Here is a 26,490-nt window from a genome sequence, read left to right as displayed (position 1 = left end):
GCGCGGTTTCAGCTTTGGGTTCCGCGCCCTGTCCCGAAATCCGCACATCCGGCGCTTTTTTTGGGCCGGCGCTGTGCCATAGTGCGGAAGCAAGCTTTCGTAACGGATGATACCGGCCATGCCGTCAGGCGCCTCGCCCCGCTCCACCATCGAGATCGAGTACACAAAACTGTCCTCGCCCAGCGTCTTCCTGGTGCGGATGCTGGTCTTCCTGGTGCTGTGCACGCTGGTGGGCGTGGTGCTCTACAAGCAGATCATCCAGGCCTTCTTCGCCAATCCGGGACTGAACGCCCTGATCGGGGCGGTGCTGTTCATCGGCATCGTGCTGGCCTTCCGCCAGGTCATCCGGCTCTACCCCGAGGTGTCCTGGGTCAACAATTTCCGCATCGCCGATCCCGGTCTGGCACCGGCGCGGCACCCGAAGCTGCTGGCGCCGATGGCGATGATCCTGGGCGGCGAGCGCACCGGGCGGATGAGCATCACGCAGACGACCATGCGGCATCTGCTCGATTCGATCGCGACCCGCCTCGACGAAGCCCGCGACATCTCCCGCTACATGACGGGCCTCTTGGTCTTCCTCGGCCTGCTCGGCACCTTCTGGGGCCTGATCGAGACGGTCGGCTCGGTCGGCAAGGTGATCGACGGGCTCAAGGTCGGCGGCGATGCCGGCGCTCTGTTCGACACGCTGAAGGAGGGGCTGGCCGCCCCGCTCGGCGGCATGGGCATCTCGTTTTCGAGCTCGCTGTTCGGCCTCGCAGGCTCCCTGATCCTCGGCTTCCTCGACCTGCAATCGAGCCAGGCCCAAAACCGCTTCTACACCGACCTCGAGGACTGGCTCGCCACCACCGTGCGCGAATATGGCAGCGGCGAGGTTGCCGTTGCGGCCGTCAGCGGTGGCGGCGGCGTTGCCAGCGGCGAGCTTCAGGCCGCTGTCGAGCGCTTGCGCTCCGTGCTCGAGGAAGGCAGCGCCAGCCGCGGCACCACCGCGGCGATGGCGAGCCTCGCCGAGGCGATCCAGGCGCTGGTCTCGCATATGCGGACCGAGCAGCAGATGATCCGCGAATGGGCCGACGGCCAGGGCGAGCAGAACCGCGAGATCCGCCGCCTGCTGGAGCGCATCGCGCGCCAGCCCGAGAAGAGTTAGTTGATCGAGAGCGGCCATGCTGGATCACGTCACAATCGGCATCACCGATATCGAGAGGTCGAAGGCGTTCTACGATCGGACCTTGCGCGCCCTGGGGATCACGCGCTTGTACGCCGATGGCGAACGCTTCGCCGGCTATGGCATCCGTCCAAAGGCCTTCTTCTGGATCGGCCTGCGTGAGCCGACCCAAACGGCCGCACATATCGCCTTTACGGCGCCCGACCGGGCGACCGTGGAGCGTTTCTACGATGAAGCGATCGCCGCGGGCGGCAAGGACAACGGACCGCCCAGATTACGTCCGCATTACCATGCAAACTACTACGGAGCGTTCGTGCTCGATCCGGACGGTCACAATATCGAAGCAGTCTGCCATCTCCCATAACGCCAGGGCAGACAACGACAACGCAAAGGCACTCGAATGGCTCTAGCCCGCGGCCGCCGCAGCGAAGGCGCCTTCAATTACTGGCCCGGCTTCGTCGATGCGCTGTCGACGCTGGTGCTGTCGATCGTGTTCCTGCTGTCGGTCTTCCTGGTCGTCCAGTTCTTCCTGTCGCAGGAGGTGACCGGCAAGGACAAGGCGCTGGAGCTGCTCAACGCCAAGATCGCGCAGCTCAACGAGCTCTTGTCGCTGGAAAAGCTCGGCAAGCTCACGCTCGACGACCAGGTCTCGTCGTTGAAGGCCGGCCTCGCCTCGGCGGAGTCCGAGCGCGACCGCATCAAGGGCCTCTATGACGGCTTAGCTGCCGCCGGCAACGACGCGCAGGGCAAGACCACCGAGCTCGGCAAGGCGCTGGATTCCGAGAAGGCCGTCTCGGCGCGGGCGCTGGCGCAGATCGAGGTGCTGAACCAGCAGATCAGCGCGCTGCGCCGGCAATTGGCGGCGCTGGAAGAGGCGCTCGACGCATCCGAGAAGCGCGACAAGGAATCGCAGAACCGCATCGCCGATCTGGGTTCTCGCTTGAACGTTGCTTTGGCGCAGCGCGTGCAGGAATTGTCGCGCTACCGCTCCGAGTTCTTCGGGCGCTTGCGCGCCATTCTCGGCAATCGCCCCGACATCCGCGTGGTCGGCGACCGCTTCGTGTTCCAGTCCGAAGTGTTCTTCGACACCGGCCAGGCGACGCTGCTGCCTGAAGGCCGCGCCGAGCTCGACACTGTCGCGAACGCGCTGATCGAGCTCGACAAGAAGATCCCGCCCGAGATTGCCTGGGTGCTGCGCGTCGACGGTCACACCGACGTACGCCCGGTCAACGGGCCGAACTTCAAGTCGAACTGGGACCTCTCCGCGGCGCGCGCGATCTCGGTGGTGCAATATCTGATCTCGCTCGGCGTGCCGGCGCAGCGCCTGGTTGCCGCCGGCTTTGGCGAATTCCAGCCGCTCGACACCGCCAACACCGAGGACGCCTACAAGCGCAACCGCCGCATCGAGCTGAAGCTGACGGAACGATAGTGAGCGCGCTCCACCTCCGCCCCTACGTGGCCGCCGACGAAGCAGCCGCGATCGATTTGTGGCATCGCACCTGGCAGCAGGCCTATCCGCAGATCGACTTCGCCGCGCGGCTGGACTGGTGGCGCGAACGCTGGCGCAAGGATCTGGTGCCGAAGGCGTCGATCGTCGTCGCGGAAGCGGACGGCGCGCTGACCGGCTTCGTCACGATCGACGGCGAGGGCTATCTCGACCAGCTCGTGGTCGATCCCGCGCATTGGGGCTCGGACGCGGCGCGGCTGCTGGTCGAGGAAGCCAAGCGCCTGTCGCCCATAGGCATCACCCTGCTCGTCAACAAGGACAATTCCCGCGCCATCCGCTTCTACGAGCGCAACGGCTTTGCGCACGCCGGCGACGATTTGAACCCGACCTCGGGACGGCCGGTGCTGAAGCTGGAATGGAAGCCGTAAAGCACGGGGTCCAAGCCTCATATGCCCCTGAAGAGGACGCCAACCGTCAATATGACATAGGCCAGGGCCAGAACATCAAACACGTGCGCGGCACTGATGATCGGCACCGAAACATGGGCGTAGCGCACCAAGAGCGCGACCAGCGCCAGCACCAGCGAAATCACGAATATGACGAGCGAGGGCGGCGTCAGCGCAAACCCTCCGCGACGAAAGGGCATGTTCCTCTCCTGCATCTCCCGAGCCAATCGGACGGGGTTGCAACAGACAGACGCGCTTCTGGTTCCGCGCTAAATGCCCTCGAACTGCAATCGCGCCAGCCTCGCATAGAGCCCGTTCGCGGCGACCAGCTCGGCATGCGTGCCCTGTTCGACGATCTTGCCCTGGTCCATCACCAGGATCCGGTCGCAGGACAGCACGGTTGCGAGCCGATGGGCGATCACCAGCGTGGTGCGGTGACGCATCAGCTCCTCGAGCGCGGTCTGCACCAGCGTCTCGCTTTCGGCGTCGAGCGCTGAGGTGGCTTCATCGAGCAGCAGCAACGGCGCGTCGCGCAGGATCGCGCGCGCGATCGCAATGCGCTGGCGCTGGCCGCCGGAGAGCGTCACGCCGCGCTCGCCGAGCGGGGTGTCAAAGCCTTCGGGCAGGCGGCGGATGAACTCGGCGGCATGCGCGAGCTCGGCCGCGCGCTCGACCTCGGCATCGGTCGCATTGGGCCGGCCGAAGCGGATGTTCTCGCGGGCGCTCGCGGCGAACACGTTGGACTCCTGCGGCACCAGCGCGATGCGGGCGCGGAAGTCGCGGGGATCGGCGGCTTTGACCGGCACGCCGTCGAGCGAGATCGCACCGCTACGCGGATCGTAGAAGCGCAGCAGGAGGTGAAAGATCGTGCTCTTGCCGGCGCCGGACGGACCGACGATCGCAACCTTCTCGCCGGGCTGCACCGCGAACGACACGGCGTCGAGCACGTTGACGTCGGGCCGCGCGGGATAGGCGAAGCTGACATGGTCGAAGCCGACCTCGCCGCGCGCCGGCGCCGGCAGCGCGCGCGGAGAAGCGGGCGCGGCGATTTCCGGCTTCACATGCAAGATTTCGAACAGGCGCTCGGCAGCGCCCGACGCCGCAGAGACTTCGCCCCAGACCTCGCTGAGCTGACCGAGGCCCGCCGCCGCAAACGCTGCATAGAGCACGAACTGGCCGAGCCGGCCCGGCGTGATCGCGCCGGTGAGCACGTCATGCGAACCGATCCAGAGGATCGCGACCACGCTTGCGAACACGATGAAGATGATGATGGCGGTGAGCACGGCGCGCGCCTGGGTCGAGGTGCGCGCGGCCTCATAGGCCTGCTCGACCTCGCCGCCAAAGCGCTTCGCAGCCAACCCCTCGCTGGTGTAGGCCTGCACGGTGCGGATCGCGCCGATCAGCTCGCCGGCATAGGCGGAAGCGTCTGCCAGCGTATCCTGCGCATTGCGCGACAGACGCCGCACCCAGCGGCCGAAGGCGACCAGCGGCAACACGATCAGGGGAATGGCGAGCAGCACGAAGCCGGACAGGCGCGGACTCGTGATCACCATCATCGCGGCGGCGCCGAAGAACATCATCAGGTTGCGCAGCGCGATCGACACGGAGGCGCCTACCGCGGATTTGATCTGCGTGGTGTCGGCGGTGAGGCGCGACACTAGCTCGCCGCTGCGCGCGGAATCGAAGAAGGACGGCGAGAGCGAGAGCAGATGCGCGAAGACATCGCTGCGCAGATCGGCGACGATGCGCTCGCCGATCGTCATCACCAGATAGTAGCGCGCGGCACTCGCGAGCGCGAGCACGGCGACCACCGCGATCATCACCGAGAAGTAGCTGTTGATCAGCGCGATGCCTTCCGGCGTCAGGCCGAAATCGATCATCCGGCGCACCGCGACCGGCACCAAGAGCGTGGTCAGCGCGGCGACCGTCAGCGCGACGAAGGCGAGCGCGGCGCGGCCGCGATAGCGGGCCACGTAGGGCGCGAGCGCCAGCAGCGGCCGCAGCTTCGCGCGGCTCTTTGCCGGCTGCTCGATCAGATCGGCTTCGATCGACGGGGCCTCTGGGGGCCCGGTTTCAAGCCGTTCAACTGCGCTCATGAGATCCGACCCTAGGATGTTTCCGTTCCAAATAGGCCGCCACAGGGGGTGTGGCAAATCCGGCATGTTCCTGAGGGGACGACCCGGTCCTCCTGTCCCCGCAATGGCTTGTTTTAAGACCCCCCGTGGGGTATAGAGCCGCCAAATCCGTCATTGATCATCACTCAAGCGAGCGGCGCCGGTCGCCCTAGGAATTGCCATGAAAGCCGAAATTCACCCGAATTATCATACGATTAAGGTCGTGATGACCGACGGAACCGAGTACCTGACCCGCTCCACCTGGGGCAAGGAAGGCGACACGCTGAACCTCGACATCGACCCGAAGTCGCACCCGGCCTGGACCGGCGGCAACGCCCAGCTGATGGATCGCGGCGGCCGCGTCTCGCGCTTCCAGAAGAAGTTTTCGGGCTTTCTCAAAAAGGATTGATCCGGCCGCAAGGCTGGAGATGAAAAACGCCCCCGGAGGACCGGGGGCGTTTTTGTTTTTTGGAGGCCGTAGACCAAGATCGAGAATTCGTAGGGTGGGCAAAGCGAAGCGTGCCCACCGACTTTCGCGGTCTTGGAAGAAAAATGGTGGGCACGGCGCGTTGCGCCTTTGCCCACCCTACGAGAGCCGGGCCTACCGCTCGAACGCGGCCTTCAGCGCGTTGAGCTGCGGCACCAGCGGGTTGCCGATCGCGGGGTGATCGGCAGGCGGGTTGTGGATCGTGGTGTCGAGACGGCGCACGCGGGTCTGGAGGCTCATCGAGCGATGGATCAGGTCCTGGAGCTGCGTCGGCAGCTTCTCGATGGTGTCGGTGGGGCCGGGATCGGCGGCGGAAAGCTTGACCTTGGTCTTCTCGCGGTTGGCCTGGACCAGCGTCATCTCGCCTTCCTTGACCGCGCGATGCAGCAGCAGCCACGAGGCGAGCTGCATCAGGCGGGTGGTGAGGCGCATGCTTTCGGTCGCGTAGGTGAGGCTGACGGCGCGATCGAGCGCCTTGGCCTCGGTGCGGCCGGCGCCGTCGAGATAGGCCGCGGTCTCCTCGACGAGATCCATGCCTTCGCGGAACAGGGCGCCAAAGGCCGCAGAATTGGTGAACCGCTCGCTGAGTTGAACGAGAGCGCCGTCGGCTTGCAAACGTTCCATGGTTAACGCCCCTTACGCAACTGTCTACCCACCCGGCTTGGCGCCGGCTTATGATGAACAAATCATTGCGCGGGCGGAGCGCGGAGTCCAGCGGCAAGCGCGGATATGGTTTCCGCGGGTCTTTCCTCGGAATGCAACCTCGGTGAGACACAAAAAAGAGCCGCCGGAAGACCGGCGGCTTTGAAAGTTGATAACAGGGAGGCGTCAAACAGAGTGGACAGGAGCCACTCGGTGTCCAAACGAGGACAGCGCCAGTCATAAACTCGAAAGCTTAATTGAGAGTAAACGAACGATTATTTTGAGGGTTCGTTAGCCATGTCGGCCAGTGGCTGAGTTGAACGGTCTCTCCGTCGTCGTCCGAGCCAGCGACACACTCCGCTGTCGTCCCAGACAAGCGTAAGCGCCGATCCGGGACGACAGCGATGGTGTGGCGAGCTACGACTTGAAAATACTGTTCGCCGCATCGCGCGAGGCGCGCTTTTTGGTGGCGGCTTCTTCCAGCCTGCCGATCTCGGTCTTCAGCAACGCGACGCGCTCGGTCAGTTCCTCGACCGACAACAGTGAGAGGTCCTGTCCGATCTCGTGGGTGACCTTCTTGCGCGGGCGGTCGTCGTCTTCCATCGGCATCGTCGTTCCTCCGATCAGGTCCGCCAGGCGGTCAAACGAAGTTGAAGCGGTTGCCAGCGCGGGGCGCTCTGGCTAATCAACTGGTCTTTTCGATCCTGCCCTCTTCTCCAAGGACAAATCATGGAAAAGCTGCCCGCGCAAATGACCGTGGTCGCCATCTCCAAGCCCGGTGGGCCGGAGGTTCTGCTGCCGGAACAACGGGCTCTCCCGCAGCCGGGTCCTGACGAGATCCTGATCAAGGTGCAGGCCGCCGGCGTCAACCGGCCCGACGTGGCGCAGCGCTCCGGCGCCTATCCGCCGCCGCCCGGCGCCAGCGACCTGCCGGGGCTGGAGATCGCCGGTGAAGTGGTCGCGGTCGGCAGCAACGCCAGGAGGCACAAAATCGGCGACAAGGTGATGTCGCTGGTCGCCGGCGGCGGCTATGCGCAGTACTGCATCGCCCAGGACGCCCAGGCCATGAGCGTGCCGCCGGCGCTGTCGATCAAGGAAGCCGGCGCGCTGCCGGAAACCCTCATGACGGTCTGGCACAATGTGTTCGAGCGCGGCGGGCTGAAGGCCGGCGAGACGCTGCTGATCCATGGCGGCTCGTCCGGCATCGGAACCATGGCGATCCAGCTTGCGAAGGCGTTCGGGGCAAAAGTGTTCGTCACCGTCGGCTCGCAGGACAAGATCGACGCCTGCCTCAAGCTCGGCGCCGACCGCGCCATTAATTACAGGAACGAGGACTTCGTCGCCGTGGTCAAGGCGGAGACCAACAATGTCGGCGTCAATCTGATCCTCGACATGGTCGCCGGCGACTATGTCGATCGCAACTATGATGCCGCCGCCGTCGACGGTCGTATCGTGCAGATCGCGACCCTCAACGGCCCCAAGGTCAGCGTCAACATCGCCAAGGTGATGGTGAAGCGGTTGACCCATACCGGCTCGACGCTGCGCCCCCGTACTAATGCGGATAAGGCAGCGATGGTGGCCGCAATCGAGGCGAAAGTGATGCCGCTGCTGCGCGAAGGCCGCGTCAAACCGCTGATGGACAGCGCTTTCCCGCTGGAAAAGGCGTCCGACGCGCACCGGCGCATGGAGACCTCCGCACATATTGGCAAAATTGTGTTGGAGGTCTAGGCCGCTGGCCCACAGGTTTCGGCGGAAACCCTTTGATTTTCTTGGCTTTCGTGGCATCTATCGCGCCATGCCGAACCACTTCTGTCCGGTCTGAAATCGCCCTTACGTGCCAGTCTTGCACTTAGCCTTGCACCTAGCCTTGCACTCAGAGTTTGCGTCGAACGCGGAGAGCTGACCTTGCGTCTGATCAGATGCCTCGCGCCCATCGCGCTGGGCCTCATGATTCTCGTTGCCGCGTCGCCTGCACGCGCGCTCGACGCTGTCAGCGTTCGCGGTGACGCGCCCGCGATCGACCTCACCGGCGTGCTCGAGCATCAGCGCAGCGACGCCGACCGCATCCAGGTCTCCACCGCGCCCGGCACCGACGGCATCGTCCGCCGCATCGAGGTCCGCGCCCGCGAGGGCGGCCAGAACTGGGTGGTGTTTGCGCTCGCCAACAACACCGACGACCAGCTCGACCGCCTGATCGTCGCTCCGCATTACCGCATCGTCTCGTCCGGCCTGTTGTGGCCCGACCTCGGTCTGTCGCGCATCGCGACCATCACACCCTCGACCGGCGACCGGCCGGAGCGGCAGGAAAGCCCGACCGCCGACGTCTTCCGCATCACGCTGGACCCCGGTGCCGTCATCACCTTCGTCGCGGAACTACGCACCGACAAGCTGCCGCAGCTCTATCTGTGGGAGCCGGAGGCCTACAAGGACAAGGTCAACTCCTTCACGCTCTACCAGGGCATCGTGATCGGCATCTCCGGCCTGCTTGCGCTGGTGCTGACCATTCTCTTCGTGGTGAAGGGCAGCATCATGTTCCCGGCGGCGGCTGCGCTGGCCTGGGCGGTGCTGGTCTATATCGGCGTCGATTTCGGCTTCTGGGGCAAGGTGCTCGACATGTCGAACAACGCCGAGCGCATCTGGCGCGCGGCGGGTGAGGCGATCCTGGCGGCGACGCTGCTGGTGTTCCTGTTCGCCTATCTCAACCTCAGTCGATGGCATGTGCGCTACTCGCACATCACGGTGGGCTGGCTGGCCTTCCTGGGCTCGCTGGTGGCGCTCGCTTTGTTCGATCCGGCCGTGGCCTCCGGCATCGCGCGCATCTCGCTGGTGCTGATCGCATTCGCCGGCTTCGCCCTGATCGTCTATCTCTCCACCCACGGCTTCGACCGCGCGGTGCTGTTGATCCCGACCTGGTTCCTGCTCGTGGTCTGGGTGGTCGCGGCCGGCATGACGGTCGCGGGTTCCGTCACCAACGACATCGTCGGCCCGGCGCTGCTCGGCGGCCTGGTGCTGATCGTGATGCTGATCGGCTTCACGGTGATGCAGCACGCCTTCGCCGGCGGCGGCGCCACCACCGGCGTCGTCTCCGACATCGAGCGGCGGGCCTTGGCGCTGGCCGGTTCCGGCGACCTGATCTGGGACTGGGACGTGTCCGCCGACAAGGTTTTCACCAGCCCCGAGACCGAGGCCCTGCTCGGCCTCAAGCGCGGCACGCTGGAAGGCCCGGCCGCGTCCTGGCTCGAAGTGCTGCATCCGCTCGACCAGGACCGTTTCCGCGCCGCGCTCGACAGCGTGCTCGACCAGCGCCGCGGCCGCCTGGTGCAGGATTTCCGCCTGCGTACGCCCGACGGCCACTTCATGTGGTTCGCGCTGAAGGCGCGCCCGGTGGTCGGCTCCGACGGCGAGGTCTCGCGCGTGGTCGGCACGCTCACCGATGTCACCGAGCTGCGCAATGCCGAGGAGCGGCTGCTGCACGATTCCGTGCACGACAACCTCACCGGCCTGCCCAATCGCAAGTTGTTCATGGACCGGCTCGGCGCAGTCGCGCATTTCGCCAAGACCATGCCGACGCTGCGGCCGACGCTGATGGTGATCGACCTCGACCGCTTCAAGCAGGTCAACGATTCCGTCGGCATCGCGGTCGGCGATTCCATCCTGCTGACGCTGGCCCGCCGCCTCACCCGCATCCTGAAGCCGCAGGATACGCTGGCTCGGCTCGCCGGCGACCAGTTCGGCCTGATCCTGCTCTCCGAGCAAGACCCGGCCCGCATCACCGCCTTCGCCGAGACCATTCGCAAGACCATCCGCGCGCCGATCGCCTTCAACGACCGCGAGATTTTTCTCACAGCCTCGATCGGGCTGGCGCTCTCCGATCCGCAGACCCAGCTGACGGACGAGATCATCAAGGACGCCGAGCTTGCGATGTATCACTCCAAGCGCATCGGCGGCGATCGCATCGACGTCTACAAGCCGGCGATGCGCGCGCGAAAGACCGATCGCCTGACGCTGGAGAGCGAGCTGCGCCGCGCCATCGAGCGCCAGGAGCTGACCATCCTGTACCAGCCGATCGTGCGGCTGGAGGACCGTTCGGTCGCCGGCTTCGAGGCCCTGGTGCGCTGGGATCATCCGAAGCTCGGACGCATGGCGCCGTCGGAATTCATCACCATTGCGGAGGAGACCGGCCTGATCGTCGACCTCGGCATGTTTGTGCTCGACCAGACCGCCAAGCAGCTCTCGATCTGGCAGCGCGCGATGCGCTCGCGCGAGCCGATCTTCGCCAGCGTCAACGTCTCGTCGCGACAGCTGCTGCGCCACGATCTGATTCACGACATCCGCACCGTGCTGTCGCGCTCCTCGGTGGCGCGCGGCACGCTGAAGCTGGAGTTGACGGAATCGCTGGTGATGGAAAACCCGGAGCACGCAGCCCAGATGCTGACGCGGATCCGCGAGCTCGGCACTGGATTGTCGCTCGACGATTTCGGCACCGGTCATTCCTCGCTCGCCTATCTCCAGCGCTTCCCGTTCGACACCATCAAGATCGACCAGTCATTCGTCCGCACCACCAATCGCGGCACACGGCCTGTGATCCTGAAGTCGATCATCGCACTCGCGCACGACCTCGGCATGGACGTGGTGGCGGAAGGCGCCGAGACCGATTCGGATGCGGTCGAGCTCTACCAGCTCGGCTGCGAATACGCGCAAGGCTTTGCCTTCGGCGAGCCGATGGATGCCGATGCCGCAATGCGGCTGCTCACGGAAGTCCGGCTGGAAGCGGCGAGCTAATCTTTCTTCCTTCTCCCCTTGCGGGAGAAGGTGGCGCGAAGCGCCGGATGAGGGGTTGTATCCGCGAATTCAATCGTGAGAGGTGTACGCGCGGAGAGAGACCCCTCACCCGTCTCGCCGCTCTGCGGCGAGCCACCCTCTCCCACAAGGGGAGAGGGGACAAAACGGCTCCGCCGCTTCTACCCAGGACGCCGCCGGTCATTCTTCTGTTTCGTGAACCGCACCGTCTGCCCATCGGGCATCCGCGTGGCCTTAAAACCCGCAGCGAGGCAGGCTTCGCGCTGCGGCATCTGAATATCCGGGCTGCGCGAGGTGTCCCACCACGAGGCGCGATTCGCCGCGCGCGGCAGGGCCGCGCCGATGATTTCCTCGATCTGTTCAAAGCTCAGCACGAGCTCCATCTGCTTCTGCCGCATCAGGTAATCGCGCAACGCGTCGTAGTCGTTCACCGTCGTCCTCTGTCCCTTTGCCCGCGGGCGCGCTTGCCGAAAAACGGGGCCCGCGGAAACCAATTCTTAACTCATTGCGGCAGCGCCGTCCCGGCTTAAACACTACGCAAGATTTCAGGCGCATCCACTAGTGTCGGGAGCAAACGATGCTGTCTGGATGGCGCGAGGTCACGGCCCGCCGGCCGTGGCGGATTTCGGCGAAGCTGCTGATCGTCTCGTCCGTCGTGACGGTGATCGGCTTTTCGGCCATTTGCGTCAACGTCATGCTGGACATGCGGCGCGGCGAGGAAGCGCTCGCCCGCCAGACGCTGGAAAACCTGGCCACCACGATCGAAGCCGACATCAGCCGCAACATCGAGATCTACGATTTGTCGCTGAAGGCGGTCGCCAACAACATGCTGCTGCCCGAAATCTCCAGCGTCTCGAAGCCGGTCCGCCACCTCATCCTGTTCGATCATGCCACCACGGCGCGGCATTTCGGCGCCATCCAGGTGTTCGATGCCGACGGCAGGCTGACCATCGACGCCTCCACGCTCGATCCCCTGCCGGAGAGCCGCAGCGACGAGGACTATTTCAAAGTTCATCGCGACGACCCCGGCGCCGGACTTTACATCAGCCGCCCGATGCTGTTCCGCGGCGCCTATTCGATCGTGCTGAGCCGGCGCATCAGCGACAGCGACGGCGGCTTCATGGGCGTCGTCGCCGGCTCGATCCGCTTCAGCTATTTCCACGAGCTGTTCGAGCGCCTGAACCTCGATGCAGAGGACACCATCACCGTGCTCAAGCGCGACCGCACCATCATGATGCGGCGACCGTTCGATCTCGACGTGATCGGAAAGAACCTCAGCGAACGACCGGTCTGGAAATCCGACAATCTCAAAGTCGGCGGCTCGTTTGCCGGACAGGGGCCGATCGACGGCACGTCGCGGCTCTACGTCCGCAGCAGCGGGACTGCCCCGCTGTTCGTCGTGGCCGGAAAGCCGCTCGGCTCCGTGTTCGCACTGTGGCAGAAGGAAGCGCTTCGCATCGGCGCCGTGGTGCTGATGCTCTCCCTGTTCGTGCTGGGGTCGGCAATCGTGCTCGCCCGCGAGATCGGCCGGCGCGCGGAGGCCGAAAGCAAGCTCGAGGAGATGGCGACGACGGACGCGCTGACGGGCCTGCGCAATCGCCGCAAATTCGACCATGTGATCGACAGCGAATGGCGGCGCGCCATGCGCCAGAAGACGCCGGTCGCGCTTCTGATGATCGATGCCGATCATTTCAAGGCCTATAACGACACGTTCGGCCATCAGGCCGGCGACCAGGTGCTGGTCGGCATCGCCATCTGCATCTCCGATTCCGTGCACCGCGCCGGCGACTGCGCTGCGCGCTATGGCGGCGAGGAATTCGCCGTGCTGTTGCCGAACACCTCGGCCACCGACGCCTTCACTATTGCCGAGGCGATCCGTAGCAAGGTGCAAGGCTGGTCCGACAACCAGGCGGGATCGACCGTCTCCTGCGGCGTTGCGAGCCTCGTTCCAACCGCCGGCCTCGACTGGCCCGTGCTGGTCGCCGCAGCCGACAAGGCGCTCTATGCGGCAAAAGCCGGCGGCCGCAACCAGTCGGTGGTTGCGAGCATGCCGAAACTGTCGCTGGTGGCGTGAGGCGTTACACTGCCGTCGATTGGAACGGCGAAATCACCACATCCTCGGTGGTCGACCCGGCGAAGGCCGGGACCCATAACCATAGGGCGTGGTTTGGCGAAGACCCGTCGTTCGGTACTGCTACCGCCCGCACCCGATAGATTCCGCGGTATGGGTCCCGGGCTTCGCGGGGACGGCATCAAGGCCTACTGCCCCAGATATTTCTTCATGTCAGCGATCAGCCCGTCGCGCAGCTCCGGGCGCTTCAGGCCGTAGGCGATGTTGGCGCGGAGGAAGCCGGCCTTGGAGCCGCAATCATGGCGCTCGCCCTCGAACTCGACGCCGTAGAATTTCTGCGATTTGGCGAGCCCGATCATGGCGTCGGTGAGCTGGATCTCGCCGCCGGCGCCGCGCTCCTGGGTCTCCAGGATCTTGAAGATTTCCGGCTGGAGGATGTAGCGGCCGGTGATCGAGAGGTTGGAGGGCGCGGTGCCCTTGGCCGGCTTCTCGACCATGCCGTCGACCTCGAACATCTTGCCGGTGCGTTTGCCGACGCCGCAGATGCCGTATTGATGGGTGAGATGATCGGGCACCGCCTCGACCGCGATGACGTTGGATTTTTCCCCGAGCTTAGATGCCGTCTCGATCATCTGCTTCAGGCAACCCGGCGAGTTGAGCACGAGCTCGTCGGGCAGCACGACCGCAAACGGCTCGTTGCCGACGATGTCGCGCGCGCACCAGACCGCATGTCCGAGGCCAAGCGGCGCCTGCTGGCGGGTGAAGCTGACGGCACCTGCGTCCGGCTGGTTCTGTGCCAGAACCTCCTGTTCGGCCTTCTTGCCGCGCGCAGCCAGCGTCGCATCGAGCTCGAACATCCGGTCGAAATGATCTTCGATGACACTTTTGTTGCGGCCGGTGACGAAGATGAAATGCTCGATGCCGGCTTCGCGCGCCTCGTCATAGACGTACTGGATCAGCGGCTTGTCGACGATGGTCAGCATTTCCTTCGGCATCGCCTTGGTGGCGGGCAGGACGCGGGTGCCGAGGCCGGCGACGGGGAATACGGCTTTGCGGATTTTCATGGGAGTGATCGAATACCTTAAGACGTACCGGACAGGAGCAATGGCACCTTGCTAGCCGTTTTGCAGCCGGTAACAAAGGCGGATGTTGGGCTCCGTCTCGGGGATTTTGCGAAAAAGGTGACCAACAAAAAATTCACCTTTGTTAAGATATTGGCAACCGTGACGGGGCCTCCTGATGGCCGATTTTGGGCCGGACAGGTGGGACATGAGGCAATCGGTGACAGGGGTAGCTCTATCGATGACCGGCGCAACAATGCTTGCGGCCAGTCTGCTGTTCCCTGTGTCCGCGCAGGCCCAAGGCCAACAAGGGCAAAACGGCTTGTCGAACCTGTTCGGCGGGATTTTCTCCGGCTCGAATTCGGCGCCCTCGCAATCGGCCCCCGGCCTCGGCGGCGCCCAGACGGGAGCTCAGCCTTGGAGCGGCGAGGACGGCGCGTCGGGCCATCCGTTGATGACGGCGGCTGCGATCCGCGAGGCGGCTGCCAATTTCGACAATTGCGTTGCCGGGATGTGGCCGGATGCCGCACGGCGCAACATTACGCAGGAGAATTTCCAGCGCTTCACGGCAGGGCTTTCGCCCGATCTGCGCATCATGGATCTGATGGATTCGCAGCCGGAGTTCACCAAGTCGATCTGGGACTATCTCGACATCCTCGTGAACGACAACCGGCTTGCCAAGGGCAAGGAAGTGCTCGCCAAATACAAGGCGCAGTTCGACGCCACGGAAAAGGCCTATGGCGTCGACCGCACCATCATCGCGGCGATCTGGGGCATCGAGTCCAATTATTCGACGCAGATGGGCGACCGCAGCGTGCTGCAATCGACTGCGACGCTCGCCTGCGTCGGCCGCCGCCAGGCCTATTTCAAGGACGAGTTCCTCTCCGCGCTGGAGATCCTCAACCGCGGCGATCTCAGGCCTGAGCAGATGCGCGGCTCCTGGGCCGGCGCTTTCGGCCCGACCCAGTTCATGCCGACCGCATTCAAGCGCTTTGCCGTGGACGGAGACGGCGACGGACGGCGCGACGTCGTCGACAATGCCTCTGACCTGATCGCGTCCACCGCCAACAATCTCAAGAAGGATGGCTGGCAGAGCGGCCAGACCTGGGGCTACGAGGTCGTCGTGCCGCAGGGATTTAATTACATGCTGGCCGACCGCGCCAAGTCGATGACGATGGCGCAGTGGGAGAAGCTCGGGCTCAAGCGGGCAACCAATCAGCCCTTCCCGCATCCCGCGGATAAGGCCTATCTGCTGGCGCCCGCCGGCGCGCAAGGGCCCGGCTTCCTGATGCTGCAGAATTTCCGGGTCATCATGAAATACAACCCGGCCGAGGCCTATGCGATGGCGATCGGCCATTTCGCCGACCGCCTGCGCGGCGGCCAGCCCTTCGTGCAGCCCTGGCCGCGGCAGGAGCGGGAACTGTCCCGCACCGAGCGGCTGGAATTGCAGCAATTGCTGGTCCAGCGCGGCTTCTACAAGGGCACCCCGGACGGCCAGTTCGGCGGCCAGACCCGGGAGGCGCTGCGCAACTTCCAGGCCTCCATCGGTGTTCCTGCGGACGGATTTGCCTCCTCCGACGTGCTGGAACGGCTGCGCGGAAGGTAAAATCGCTCCGAAAGTAACCCTGAGCGGGGGATTTGTCTGATCCCCGGTGTATCGGGGTAAGAATCTGCAACAGAATTTGCCCGGACGCGGCCCGATTCCGTTATTATATCGGTGCTGTTCCGATCCCTATTCCACGCGTCCGAGATCGCATGTCGAAGCCGAAGTCCTTTTTCAAGGCGCTGACCGAGACCGGCCCGCTGATCGCGCTGGGGACGGCGCTTGCGATCCTGGTCTCGATCGCGGGGCCCGCTTCGGCGCAGTTCTTCAACTTCCCCGGCTTCGGCGGCCCGCCGCAGCGTCAGGCACCGCCGCCACGCAATGGTGGAGGCGGCTGGTTCGGCGGTGATTTCTTCGCACCGTTCCAGCAGCAACAGCAGGCCCCGCGCCAGGATTTCTCACGCGCGCCGACGCCGACAAAGCGCGACACCATTCCCGACAAGAACGTGCTGGTGATCGGCGACGCCATGGCAGACTGGCTCGCCTACGGCCTGGAAGACGCCTACACCGAGCAGCCCGACATGGGCGTGATCCGCAAGCACAAGACCACGTCGGGCCTGATCAAGTACCAGCCGAAAGGCGAGCCCTCGGATTGGGCGGCTGCGGCGAAGGGCATTCTGGAGACCGAGAAGCCCGACGTCATTGTCGTCATGCTCGGCCTCAACGACCGCATCGCGATCCGTGAACCCGTCGTCGACAAATCCGACAAGGCCACGGACAAAGACAAGGACAAGAAGAACGACAAGGGCGCGCGCGCCAAGCCGCAAGGAAAAGGTGACGCAAAGCCCGGCGATACCAAGCCCAACGACACTGCGGCCAAGCCCGACGACAAGCCGGCCGACAAGCCTGTTGATACCGACCTGCCGCAGGACGATGCCGACAACGCCGACACACCTGCGGCCGCCCCCGAAAAGACCGCGCGCAACCCGAACGGCCTCTACGAATTCCGCGACGACCGCTGGGTCGAGCTCTACAGCAAGAAGATCGAGGAGCTGACCGCCGTCCTGAAGTCCAAAGGCGTGCCGGTGCTCTGGGTCGGCCTGCCCGCGATCCGCGGGCCGAAGGGCACGGCCGACATGCTGTTCCTGGATTCGCTCTATCGCGAGGGCGCGGCCAAGGCTGGCATCACCTATGTCGACGTCTGGGACGGCTTCGTCGACGAAGCCGGCCGCTTCCTGCAGAAGGGCCCAGACTTCGAAGGCCAGATCCGCCAGCTGCGCAGCTACGATGGCGTGTACTTTACAAAGCCGGGCGCGCGAAAACTCGCGCATTATGTCGAGCGCGAGATCACGCGTCTGCTCGCCGGACGCTCCGGCCCGATCGCGCTGCCGAGCGAACCGGCAACACCGGACACCAGCGCCGAGCCCGGCAAGCCCGCGCCGCGGCCGCTGGCCGGCCCGATCGTACCGCTGGTTGCGGCCTCGATCTCGACCGATCAATTGCTGGGCGGACCGGGCACGCGTCCCGCCGCCGTCGATGCACTCGCAGCAAAGACGCTGGTGAAGGGCGAGCCGCTGGCGGCGCCGGCGGGCCGTGCCGACGATTATGCCTGGCCGCGCCGCGAGGTCGGCCGCGAGCAGGCCAAGGGCGACACGCCGGTGGCGGCAACGACGCCTGACGGCGGTGCTGCAGCGCCCGGCTCGGCCGGCACGCCGGGCGCTGCCGCCGCGATCGCGCCGCCGAAGCTTGCGCCGAAGAAGCCGCCCGTGGTCCAGCAGCCTGCTCAGGCCCAGCCATCGCTGCGCGATTTCTTCGGCTTTGGTTCGCCGCAGCCGGCCCCGCGTCAGCTGGCACCGGCGCCGCGCAACCCGAATCCCAATCCGGCGATCCCGCGCCCGCCAGGCAATGTCGGGCGTTCGGCGGAAGTGGTGCGGTAGTTGCTCTGATTTGAGATGTTATTCCGGGCGCGCGCATTGGCGCGAACCCGGAATGACGGGTGGGACTGTTAGCCGTAATAGCGCCAGCGCGGCGGCGGGCGACGTGCCGGGCGCGACATCAACAGCGCGAGCGCAAAGCCGATGCCGCCGGCGATCAGAAGCGAGCCGAGCGGATTGTCCTGTACCTTGCGGGAGAGCGCTTGCGAACCGTCACGCAAGGTATCGCCGCTGTTCTCATAGGCATCCTTGGCGTAGCCGGCCGCAGCCTCGCCGGCGTCACGCACGGCATCCTTGGCCTGACCGTAGAGATTTTGCACGGTGCCTGCGGCTTCCCGCGCCTTGCCCGATGCCTGCGTCTGCGTCTCGCCTGCGAGATCACCGATCGCGCCTTCCGCGCGTCCGGCGAATTCCTTGGCCGATCCGACGATCCGATCCTTGTCCATGATGCTCCTCCTCGGGGGGTCTGCCGAAGTAACCGATCAGGAGCGGCGCGGTTCCAATGCGCGACGAAAGTGTAGAAGGCGCGGCCCGGATGGAGCAGAGCGAAATCCGGGGTTCTCGCATCTCGACGGACCGCCCCGGATTACGCTTCGCTCCATCAGGGCTACAAAATCAACCCACCATCGACGACCAGAGTTTGGCCGACGATGTACGACGACAGCGGCGAGGCCAGGAACAGCGCGGCGCCCGCCATGTCGGCCGGCGTACCCAATCGCCGCAGCGGAATGCGCGCCAGCGCGCCCTCGAGCCGCTTCGGATTGTCGGTCGTGACCTTCGTCATCTTGGTGTCAACGAGACCGGGTGCGATGCCGTTGACGCGGATGCCGTCTTCGGCCCACGCCTCGCCGAGCGTACGCGTCAATCCGACCGCGCCGGTCTTCGACGCGTTGTAGGCGGGATTGCCCATGGTGGAATGATAGGCCGCGGTCGATGACACCATGATCAGCGCGCCCTTGGAATCCCGCAACATGGAATGAAATCGCGTCGCGCAAGCCATCAGGCTCATCAGATTGACCTCGACGACCTTGCGGAAGCCGGCCATCTCGAATTCACCACGGCGATAGATCACCGCGCCCTGCGCGAGCACGAGGATGTCGAGCCGGTCGAAGGACGGCTTGAATGCCTCGATCGCACTGGGGTTGCTGACATCGAGCTGCGCGTAAGCAAGACCGGTGAGATCGGATCCTTCCTCAGCTGAATATTCCGTTGCGCGAGCACGCGTGCCGCACACCGCGACAGCTGCACCCCGCGCGCGAAAGGCCTGCGCGATACCGTTGCCGATGCCGCTGGAACCGCCGACGACCAGCACCTGCTTGCCTGTGAAATCGAGCTCGTTCGCCATCGCGGCCTCCCCTTTGTTTTGCTTGTTTGACCTGTCTGCGGATCGATGCGAGCCTTGTCAATCTCATAACAAGAAACAAGAGCCCGCGAGGAAACAGCATGTCCGAGTTCAAAGAGCTCAGCCGGTCCGTGAAGGGCCTCACCGTCCTCGTCACCGGCGCGGCCAGCGGCATGGGCCGTGCAACCGCGCGCGTGTTCGCAGCCGAAGGCGCGAATGTCGCCGTCACCGACTATGACGAGCAAGGCGCGCAGGCCGTCGCGAAAGAGATCGCGGCGAGCGGCGGTGCAGCGAAAGCGTGGAAGCTCGACGTCGCCGACGGCGGCGAGATCAAGCGCGTGGTCAATGATGTCGCCACGCATTTCGGCGGGCTCGATATCGTCGTCAACAATGCCGGTATCTCCGTGCGCGTCGCGATCGACGATGAGGCCTACGAGGACGGCTGGGCCAAGGGCATCGCTGTGATGCTGACGGCGCATCCGCGCATCATCCGCGCCGCGCTGCCGCATCTGCGCACGTCGAAGAGCCCGCGCATCGTCAACATCGCTTCGACCGAGGCGCTCGGCGCCACCGCAATGCACAGCCCCTATTCGGCGGCGAAGGGCGGCGTCGCCAGCCTCACCCGCTCGCTCGCAGTCGAGCTTGGCCGCGAAGGCATCACCGTCAACTGCATCTGCCCAGGCCCGATCCGCACCGCCATCACCGACCGCATCTCGGAGGAGCACAAGACCATCTACGCCAAGCGCCGCACCGCACTCGGCCGCTATGGCGACCCCGAGGAGGTCGCGCATATGACGCTGAGCCTGTGCCTGCCGGCGGCGTCCTTCCTCACCGGTGCGGTGATCCCGGTCGATGGCGGCCTGATGGCGCGCAACGCGTAGGAGCCATGTAGCCCAGATGGAGCGCAGCGCAATCCGGGAGTCTTTCCGTGAGATGAGAACCCCGGATTACGCTACGCTCCATCCCGGCTACGGGCTGCCATGCGTAGCGAGCGTTGACAACTATGAGTGCGGGAGTAGCTTTTTCGATAGCAGAGCGGGACCAACCGCTCGCGGTCCGCGGGAGAAACAGCATGACGATCGCCATCCGGCAGCTTCAAAAGCATTTCGCCGGCGAGGTATCCGGCCTCGATTTGCGCAAGCCGCTCACCGAGGGCGAGGCGCGCGAGGTCGAAGCCGCCATGGACAAATATGCGGTGCTGGTCTTCCACGACCAGGACATCACCGACGAACAGCAGATGGGCTTTGCGCTGAATTTCGGCCAGCGCGAGGACGCCCGCGGCGGCACCGTCACCAAGGAGAAGGACTACCGGCTTCAGTCCGGCCTCAACGACGTCAGCAATCTCGGCAAGGACGGCAAGCCGCTGGCCAAGGACAGCCGCACGCATCTGTTCAATCTCGGCAATTGCCTGTGGCATTCCGACAGCTCGTTCCGTCCGATCCCAGCAAAATTCTCGCTGCTCTCGGCGCGTGTGGTGAACCCGAAGGGCGGCAACACCGAATTCGCCGACATGCGTGCGGCCTACGACGCGCTCGATGACGAGACCAAGGCGGAGATCGAGGATCTCGTCTGCGAGCACTCCTTGATGTTCTCGCGCGGCTCGCTCGGCTTCACCGAATATACCGACGACGAGAAGCAGATGTTCAAGCCGGTGCGGCAACGTCTCGTGCGCACCCATCCCGTGCATCGCCGCAAGTCGCTGTATCTCTCATCGCATGCCGGCAATGTGGTCAGCATGAGCGTACCGGAGGGACGGCTGTTGCTGCGCGATCTCAACGAGCATGCGACGCAGCCGGAATTCGTCTACGTCCACAAATGGAAGCTGCATGATCTCGTAATGTGGGACAACCGCCAGACCATGCACCGGGTCCGGCGCTACGACCAGTCACAGCCCCGCGACATGCGCCGCGCGACGGTGGCTGGGACCGAGCCGACGGTGCAACAGCAGGCGGCGGAGTAGGCCGAACAATCAGCCCGTCGTTGAGATCGAGAGCGTCCCAACAAATTCCGTCATTGTGAGAGCTGTGGGAAACCCACCGGCCAGCTACGCGTGGCCGGCCTCGTTCGAGAGCATGCCGGGATCGATGCCGATCTTGCGGAGCGCACGGCCGTATTTCTCGTCGACGTCGTCGCCGAAGATCAGGTCCGCGTCCGCGTCGCAATGCAGCCAGCCGTTGCTCTGGATCTCGGTCTCGAGCTGGCCCGGCGCCCAGCCGGCATAGCCGAGCGCGAGGATGGCGTGCTTGGGGCCGGAGCCGTTGGCGATGGCGCGGAGGATGTCGACGGTCGCGGTGAGGCAGACGCCGTCATCGATCCGCAGCGTCGCATTGTCGATGTAGAAATCGCTGGAATGCAGCACGAAGCCGCGACCGGTGTCGACCGGGCCGCCCCGCAACACCTTCATGCTTTCGGCATTCTCCGGCAGCTTGATGTGCTCGCCCTTCTTGACGATGCCGAGCTGCTGCAACAGCTCGGGGAAGTCGATGCTGCCGGCCGGATGATTGACGATGATGCCCATGGCGCCTTCGGCGGAGTGGGCGCAGAGGTAGATCACCGAGCGCTCGAAACGGGGATCGCCCATCACGGGCATGGCGATCAGGAGCCGGCCGTCGAGATAACCGGCCGAATTCGGGAGCGCGGAGCCTGCGCTGCGGGTGCTGTCGCCCGTCCTCTTGCCTGTAGGAGCCATCGGTGAAGCACTCCAGTTTCAATTCCTATCCTGATGTCGGGCCCCGCCGCTGTCAAATCAAGGCTTGCAGAACCAACATACAAGTGCATCCATCACAAGCAATTCAATGGTTTGCCTAGGTGCGACCCTGTAAAGACGTGCCATGCTCAGCATAGTTCCCCTGCGTGCGGCGATTGGCGTCGCGACAACCCTGCTTGCGTCGTTGCCGGCGCTTGCAGCCCGTGCCGACGACGCCTCGCCATGGCAGCGCGACGGCCATTCCGCAGTGCGGCTGCTCGCGGGATCGCGCAGCGGCGCGGTCCTGCTCGGCGGTATCGCCTTCCAGATCCAGCCGGGCTGGAAAACCTACTGGCGCACGCCGGGCGATTCCGGCGTTCCGCCGCGGTTCGACTTCTCGAAGTCGGATAATGTCGAGGCCGTGACGATCATGTGGCCGGCGCCGCTGAAATTCGACGACGGCGCAGGCGGGCATTCAATCGGCTATCACGACCAGATCGTGCTGCCCTTGCGCATCGTCGCCAAGGCCGCCGACAAGCCGGTGACGCTGCGCGCCGAGATCAACTACGCGGTCTGCGAAAAGCTCTGCATTCCCGTCGAGGCCAGCGCCGAGCTCGGCTTCAACAGCGTCGCCTCGACCGAGGACGGCGCGCTGTCCGCCGCGCTCGACACCGTGCCCAAGCCGGCCACTATCGGCGATCCCAATCCGCTGACCATCCGCGACGTCAAGCGCGACGGGCCCAAGAACGTGCTGGTCGACGTCGTCGTGCCGGATGGACGCACCGTCAATCTGTTCGTGGAAGGGCCGACGCCGGACTGGTCGCTGCCGATTCCCGATCCGGTCGCGCACAGCCCGCCCGGGGTGAAGCGGTTCTCGTTCGAGCTCGACGGATTGCCGCCGGGCGTCAAGCCTGATGGGGCGGCGCTGAAGTTCACGCTGGTGGGAGCGGAGAAGTCGTACGAGTTCAATATGAATTTGGAGTAGCTCTCCGGCGTCGTCCCGGCGAAGGCCGGGACCCATGACCACAAGGCGTAGTTTGGCGAAGGCTGGTCGCTCGGGATTATCACCGCGCTTTCATCGATAAATCGCGCGGTATGGGTCCCGGCCTTCGCCGGACGACAGCGGTGACCCAACCGAATCTTAACGAATGGTTGCTAATCCCCAGGGTCGCCGCAGCATGCGGGACGCCTGGGGATTCGACGTGGCCGTGATGGACGCACAACCTGCTTCGACCGGACCGGCCGGGCTGATCGCGCGGCTGCGCGGCAAGCTGACAGGCGGGTCGAGCGAAGCGTCGCTGACGCGGCGGCTGGCGGGTACCATCTTCATCATCCGCGTGATCAGCGCGGGCCTCGCGTACTTCTCGCAGGTGTTGCTCGCGCGCTGGATGGGCACGTCGGACTACGGCATCTATGTCTATGTCTGGACCTGGGTGCTGCTGCTCGGCAGCATGATGGATTTCGGCATCTCGGCCTCCGCGCAAAAGATCATTCCGGAGTACCGCACCAGCGGCGATCATGCGCTGCTGCGCGGCTTCCTCTCCGGCAGTCGCTGGCTGACCTTTGCCGCGTCCGGGCTGGTGTCGCTGGCGCTTGCCGGTATCGTCAAGCTGCTCTCGCCCTGGATGGATCCGGCCGAGGAACTGCCGCTCTATATTGGCTGTATGACGCTGCCCGCCTTCGTCGTCGCCAACACCCAGGACGGCATCGCCCGCTCGCATGACTGGATGCAGCTCGGCCTGATGCCGCAATTCATCATCCGCCAGGCGCTGATCATCGGCATCACGGCTATCGCCTTCCTGCTCGGCTACCATCTCGGCGCGGTCGCGGCGATGGTCGCGAGTGCCGGCGCGGTGTGGATCGCGATGACCGGGCAGATGGTAGTGCTGAACCGCAAGCTTGCCGACCATCTCGAGCCCGGCCCCAAGGCCTACGACATCAGCGGCTGGCTCGCCGTCTCGCTGCCGATTCTGCTGGTGGAAAGCTTCTACCTGCTCCTGTCCTACACCGACGTGCTGGTGCTTCAGCAATTCCGCCCCTCCGACGAGGTCGGCGTCTATTTTGCGGTGGTGAAGACGCTGGCGCTGGTCTCGTTCATCCACTACGCGATGTCGGCGACCACGGCGCATCGCTTCGCCGAATACAATGCGCTCGGCGACAAGGCGCGCCTGTCGGCCTATGTCGCGCACGCCATCAACTGGACGTTCTGGCCGTCGCTGGCGGCGACCGCCGTGCTGCTCGCACTCGGCAAGCCGCTGCTCTGGCTGTTCGGGCCACAATTCTTGGTCGGCTACAACATCATGTTCGTCGCCGCGGTCGGCCTCGTCGTGCGCGCCGCGATCGGGCCGGTCGAGCGCCTGCTCAACATGCTCGGCCAGCAAAAACTCTGCGCGCTGGCCTATGCGTCCGCCTTCGTGATGAACGTCGTGCTCTGCGTCATGCTGGTGCCGCGCTTCGGCGGCCATGGTGCGGCCGCCGCAACCTCGATCTCGCTGACCTTCGAGACGGTGCTGCTGTTCTGGATCGTACGGCAGCGCCTCGGCCTGCACGTGCTGGCCTTTGGCAAGCGCGCGGATTGAGCCGTTTCAGCCGCTCTGCAAGGCCACGGTTCCGGCATCTCCGACCAGCAGCGCATCCAGCATCTTGCGACCGGACGCATCCGCCTGCATCAGCGGATCGGACTTGAACATCGCCTTGAGATAGCTCGAGACGGCGCGGATGCGTGGCACGAACTGGAGATCGCTGTGGACGTTGATCCAGACGTCGCGCGTCGTCGACATTTTTTCGTGCAGTACCGGGACCAGATCGGGACGCCCGGCCACCGCGAAGCTCGGCAGCAGCACGAGACCGATGCCGCCGGCCGCGGCATTCATCTGTGCGATCATGCTGTTGGAGTGGAAGCTGACCGGCGGGTTGCGGATGATGTCGTCGAGCCAGCGCACCGAGTCGAGCTGGATGAGATCGTCGATGTAGGTCACGAAGCTATGCCGGGCGAGATCCGCAGGGCGTTCCGGCATGCCCTCGCGCGCGAGATAATCCTGTGAGCCGTAGAGGCCGAGCTGGAAGCTGCCGAGCCGCTCCGAGACCATGCCCTGCCCCGGCGGACGGAAGAAGCTCAGAAAGAGATCGGCCTCGCGCCGGTTGACCGAGACCGCCTGCGGCGAAGTCAGGAGCTCGACGGTGAGATCGGGATAGCGCTGCCGCAACGGCGCGAAGCGAAACGCGAGATAGAGCGAGGCGATGCCTTCCATGGTGGCGAGCCTGACCCGGCCCGCCATTCGGCTGCCGCCGCGCTGCACGTCCTGATGCATCGCAATGACGGCGCTCTCGATCCGTTCGGCGTGGCAGAGCAGGCGCTCGCCGGTCTCGTTGACGCGCAGGCCTTGCGACGAGCGCTCAAACAGCGCCGCACCGAGCGCGCATTCGAGATGCGCGATCCGGCGGCTGATGGTGGACTGGTCGACCCGCAACCGCCTCGCGGCGCTACCCAGGCTGCCGCCGCGGGCCGCGTGAAGAAAGATCTTGAGATCGTCCCAGTCGAGTGAGTTGAACTCCTGCATGGCCCCTCCATACTCGCTTCAAAACAGCAAGCGCTGTGCCACGGGGGCACGGTGGGACGGATTGTCGCCGTCTGCAAGCCGTCTTGCAGGATTGTCTGTATCGGGGTGTTGGGGACGCCATTAGCCTGCCCTGAACCAAGGACAAAGCCATGCTTCCCCGCTTCAAGGCCGCCGCGGTGCACGCCGCGCCGGTGTTTCTCGACCGTACGGCGACCACAAAAAAGGCAATCTCGCTCATCCGGGAGGCAGCCGCCGCGGGCGCGGAAATCGTGGCATTTTCAGAGACATTCATTCCCGCATTCCCGGTATGGGCTGCGCTCTGGGCTCCGATCGACAATCACGACCTGTTCGTCCGCATGGCGGAACAGTCGGTGCTGGTCGACGGCCCCGAGATCAAGGCGATCCGGGACGAAGCGCGCGCGCTCGGCATCGTGGTCTCGATCGGCATCAGCGAGAAGTCGCCGGCAAGCGTCGGTGCCATCTGGAATTCCAACCTCATGATCGGGGAGGACGGCGAGATCCTCAACCACCATCGCAAGCTGGTGCCGACCTTCTACGAGAAGCTGGTCTGGGCGAGCGGCGATGGCGCGGGCCTGCGCGTGGTCGACACCAGGCTCGGCAAGATCGGGCAACTGATCTGCGGCGAGAACACCAACCCGCTGGCACGCTATTCGCTGATGGCCCAGGGTGAGCAACTGCACATTTCGAGCTGGCCGCCAGTCTGGCCGACCCGCCGGCCGGCGGGTGGCGGCAACTACCATATCGCCGCGGCGACACGGATCCGCGCCGCCGCGCATTGCTTCGAAGCCAAAGTGTTCGGCCTCGTCACCGCCGGCGTGCTCGACAAGGCGGCGCGCGACATGCTGGTGGCGCGCGATGCCTCCGCTGCCGCCGTGCTCGACGCGACGCCGCGCGCGGAAACCTTCTTCCTCGATCCGACCGGCGAGCAGACCGGCGAGGTGCTACGCGATGACGAGGGCATCCTCTACGCCGAGATCGATCTCAATCGCTGCGTCGAGCCAAAACAGTTTCACGACGTGGTCGGCTACTACAACCGCTTCGACATCTTTGATCTCAGCGTCGACCGCCGCCGGCTCAATCCGGTGTCGTTCACCGGAGGCGACACGACGCCGCCGGACGCGGCGAGCGACCACATCGATGCCGGGGCGTGAGCCCATTGTCTCCAACCGCAATC

The 26,490-nt window shown here is 65.0% G+C and carries 25 protein-coding genes; 15 read left to right on the top strand and 10 right to left on the bottom strand.

Translation table 11 applies throughout. The annotated features are described in order from the left end of the window. Positions 1–118: 118 nt before the first annotated feature. The 4 genes from IC761_RS05615 to IC761_RS05600 are packed head-to-tail and all read left to right on the top strand — an operon-like array spanning position 119 to position 3,037. Entirely contained in the window at positions 119–1,144 is a 1,026-nt protein-coding gene (locus IC761_RS05615; protein ID WP_195802294.1) for a flagellar motor protein MotA, read from the top strand. A 16-nt stretch (positions 1,145–1,160) separates the two neighbouring features. After that, positions 1,161–1,526, top strand: a complete 366-nt coding sequence (locus IC761_RS05610; RefSeq protein WP_195802293.1) for a VOC family protein — start codon at positions 1,161–1,163, stop codon at positions 1,524–1,526. Between the two features lie 36 nt (positions 1,527–1,562). Next, positions 1,563–2,591, top strand: coding sequence for a peptidoglycan -binding protein (locus IC761_RS05605; RefSeq protein ID WP_195802292.1), 1,029 nt, complete (start codon positions 1,563–1,565; stop codon positions 2,589–2,591). Continuing rightward, the gene (locus IC761_RS05600) at positions 2,591–3,037 is read left to right on the top strand and encodes a GNAT family N-acetyltransferase (RefSeq protein WP_195802291.1); all 447 of its coding nucleotides are present in this window, start codon (positions 2,591–2,593) and stop codon (positions 3,035–3,037) included. Before IC761_RS05605 ends, IC761_RS05600 begins: the two co-directional genes overlap by 1 nt. Before the next feature lie 17 nt (positions 3,038–3,054). Here IC761_RS05600 and IC761_RS05595 read toward each other — a convergent pair whose 3' ends face one another. Both IC761_RS05595 and IC761_RS05590 read right to left on the bottom strand, forming a co-directional pair. Continuing rightward, on the bottom strand, positions 3,055–3,255 hold the full coding sequence (locus tag IC761_RS05595) for a hypothetical protein (RefSeq protein WP_195802290.1): 201 nt from the start codon (positions 3,253–3,255) through the stop codon (positions 3,055–3,057). A gap of 69 nt (positions 3,256–3,324) precedes the next feature. Continuing rightward, positions 3,325–5,151, bottom strand: a complete 1,827-nt coding sequence (locus IC761_RS05590; protein ID WP_195802289.1) for an ABC transporter ATP-binding protein/permease — start codon at positions 5,149–5,151, stop codon at positions 3,325–3,327. 199 nt (positions 5,152–5,350) lie between these two features. On the opposite strand from IC761_RS05590, the gene rpmE reads away from it, so the two are divergent. Then, positions 5,351–5,578 (top strand): 50S ribosomal protein L31, encoded by a 228-nt coding sequence (rpmE, locus tag IC761_RS05585; RefSeq protein ID WP_007599895.1) that lies wholly within the window; start codon positions 5,351–5,353, stop codon positions 5,576–5,578. 192 nt (positions 5,579–5,770) lie between these two features. Here the strand turns inward: rpmE and rcdA are convergent, their stop codons facing one another. Beyond that, positions 5,771–6,280, bottom strand: a complete 510-nt coding sequence (gene rcdA / locus IC761_RS05580; protein WP_195802288.1) for a protease adaptor protein RcdA — start codon at positions 6,278–6,280, stop codon at positions 5,771–5,773. Positions 6,281–6,715: 435 nt separating this feature from the next. Next, positions 6,716–6,907: a DUF1192 domain-containing protein gene (locus IC761_RS05575; protein ID WP_195802287.1), complete on the bottom strand. Its 192-nt coding sequence runs from the start codon at positions 6,905–6,907 to the stop codon at positions 6,716–6,718. Between the two features lie 120 nt (positions 6,908–7,027). On the opposite strand from IC761_RS05575, the gene IC761_RS05570 reads away from it, so the two are divergent. Together IC761_RS05570 and IC761_RS05565 are read left to right on the top strand one after the other, a co-directional pair. Beyond that, positions 7,028–8,026, top strand: coding sequence for an NAD(P)H-quinone oxidoreductase (locus IC761_RS05570; RefSeq protein WP_195802286.1), 999 nt, complete (start codon positions 7,028–7,030; stop codon positions 8,024–8,026). A 177-nt stretch (positions 8,027–8,203) separates the two neighbouring features. Beyond that, positions 8,204–11,080 (top strand): EAL domain-containing protein, encoded by a 2,877-nt coding sequence (locus tag IC761_RS05565; protein ID WP_195802285.1) that lies wholly within the window; start codon positions 8,204–8,206, stop codon positions 11,078–11,080. Positions 11,081–11,259: 179 nt separating this feature from the next. Here IC761_RS05565 and IC761_RS05560 read toward each other — a convergent pair whose 3' ends face one another. Next, positions 11,260–11,529 carry a DUF7662 domain-containing protein gene (locus IC761_RS05560; RefSeq protein WP_195802284.1) on the bottom strand — a complete coding sequence of 90 codons (270 nt, stop codon included), beginning with the start codon at positions 11,527–11,529 and terminating at the stop codon, positions 11,260–11,262. Between the two features lie 146 nt (positions 11,530–11,675). Between IC761_RS05560 and IC761_RS05555 the strand changes: the two genes are divergently transcribed. Continuing rightward, complete coding sequence (locus tag IC761_RS05555; protein WP_195802283.1) at positions 11,676–13,172, top strand: sensor domain-containing diguanylate cyclase; 1,497 nt, start codon at positions 11,676–11,678, stop codon at positions 13,170–13,172. A 185-nt stretch (positions 13,173–13,357) separates the two neighbouring features. Here the strand turns inward: IC761_RS05555 and galU are convergent, their stop codons facing one another. Further along, entirely contained in the window at positions 13,358–14,233 is an 876-nt protein-coding gene (galU, locus tag IC761_RS05550; protein WP_195802282.1) for a UTP--glucose-1-phosphate uridylyltransferase GalU, read from the bottom strand. 238 nt (positions 14,234–14,471) lie between these two features. Between galU and IC761_RS05545 the strand changes: the two genes are divergently transcribed. After that, positions 14,472–15,836, top strand: coding sequence for a lytic murein transglycosylase (locus IC761_RS05545; protein WP_195802281.1), 1,365 nt, complete (start codon positions 14,472–14,474; stop codon positions 15,834–15,836). 149 nt (positions 15,837–15,985) lie between these two features. Beyond that, entirely contained in the window at positions 15,986–17,710 is a 1,725-nt protein-coding gene (locus IC761_RS05540; RefSeq protein ID WP_195802280.1) for an SGNH/GDSL hydrolase family protein, read from the top strand. A 68-nt stretch (positions 17,711–17,778) separates the two neighbouring features. Here the strand turns inward: IC761_RS05540 and IC761_RS05535 are convergent, their stop codons facing one another. Both IC761_RS05535 and IC761_RS05530 read right to left on the bottom strand, forming a co-directional pair. Then, positions 17,779–18,153, bottom strand: coding sequence for a CsbD family protein (locus IC761_RS05535; RefSeq protein ID WP_195802279.1), 375 nt, complete (start codon positions 18,151–18,153; stop codon positions 17,779–17,781). 161 nt (positions 18,154–18,314) lie between these two features. Further along, on the bottom strand, positions 18,315–19,052 hold the full coding sequence (locus IC761_RS05530; protein WP_195802278.1) for an SDR family NAD(P)-dependent oxidoreductase: 738 nt from the start codon (positions 19,050–19,052) through the stop codon (positions 18,315–18,317). 98 nt (positions 19,053–19,150) lie between these two features. Here IC761_RS05530 and IC761_RS05525 point away from each other — a divergent pair, with 98 nt between their 5' ends. Together IC761_RS05525 and IC761_RS05520 are read left to right on the top strand one after the other, a co-directional pair. Next, entirely contained in the window at positions 19,151–19,930 is a 780-nt protein-coding gene (locus tag IC761_RS05525; RefSeq protein WP_195802277.1) for an SDR family NAD(P)-dependent oxidoreductase, read from the top strand. A gap of 191 nt (positions 19,931–20,121) precedes the next feature. Next, positions 20,122–21,009: a TauD/TfdA dioxygenase family protein gene (locus tag IC761_RS05520; RefSeq protein ID WP_195802276.1), complete on the top strand. Its 888-nt coding sequence runs from the start codon at positions 20,122–20,124 to the stop codon at positions 21,007–21,009. A gap of 84 nt (positions 21,010–21,093) precedes the next feature. Here IC761_RS05520 and IC761_RS05515 read toward each other — a convergent pair whose 3' ends face one another. Continuing rightward, positions 21,094–21,738, bottom strand: coding sequence for a YqgE/AlgH family protein (locus tag IC761_RS05515; RefSeq protein WP_195802275.1), 645 nt, complete (start codon positions 21,736–21,738; stop codon positions 21,094–21,096). Positions 21,739–21,880: 142 nt separating this feature from the next. Here IC761_RS05515 and IC761_RS05510 point away from each other — a divergent pair, with 142 nt between their 5' ends. After that, complete coding sequence (locus IC761_RS05510) at positions 21,881–22,720, top strand: protein-disulfide reductase DsbD domain-containing protein (RefSeq protein ID WP_195802274.1); 840 nt, start codon at positions 21,881–21,883, stop codon at positions 22,718–22,720. Between the two features lie 217 nt (positions 22,721–22,937). Continuing rightward, positions 22,938–24,314, top strand: a complete 1,377-nt coding sequence (locus IC761_RS05505) for an oligosaccharide flippase family protein (protein ID WP_195804556.1) — start codon at positions 22,938–22,940, stop codon at positions 24,312–24,314. A 6-nt stretch (positions 24,315–24,320) separates the two neighbouring features. On the opposite strand, the gene IC761_RS05500 is transcribed toward IC761_RS05505, so the two are convergent. Then, complete coding sequence (locus IC761_RS05500; protein WP_195802273.1) at positions 24,321–25,295, bottom strand: LysR family transcriptional regulator; 975 nt, start codon at positions 25,293–25,295, stop codon at positions 24,321–24,323. Between the two features lie 149 nt (positions 25,296–25,444). On the opposite strand from IC761_RS05500, the gene IC761_RS05495 reads away from it, so the two are divergent. Continuing rightward, positions 25,445–26,467 (top strand): carbon-nitrogen hydrolase family protein, encoded by a 1,023-nt coding sequence (locus IC761_RS05495; protein WP_195802272.1) that lies wholly within the window; start codon positions 25,445–25,447, stop codon positions 26,465–26,467. Positions 26,468–26,490: the final 23 nt, after the last annotated feature.

The organism is Bradyrhizobium commune, from assembly GCF_015624505.1.
In the GTDB taxonomy this organism is placed as follows: domain Bacteria; phylum Pseudomonadota; class Alphaproteobacteria; order Rhizobiales; family Xanthobacteraceae; genus Bradyrhizobium; species Bradyrhizobium commune.
The sequence above is the reverse complement of the archived record's forward strand: the minus strand, read 5'-3'. Positions and strand labels throughout refer to the sequence as shown.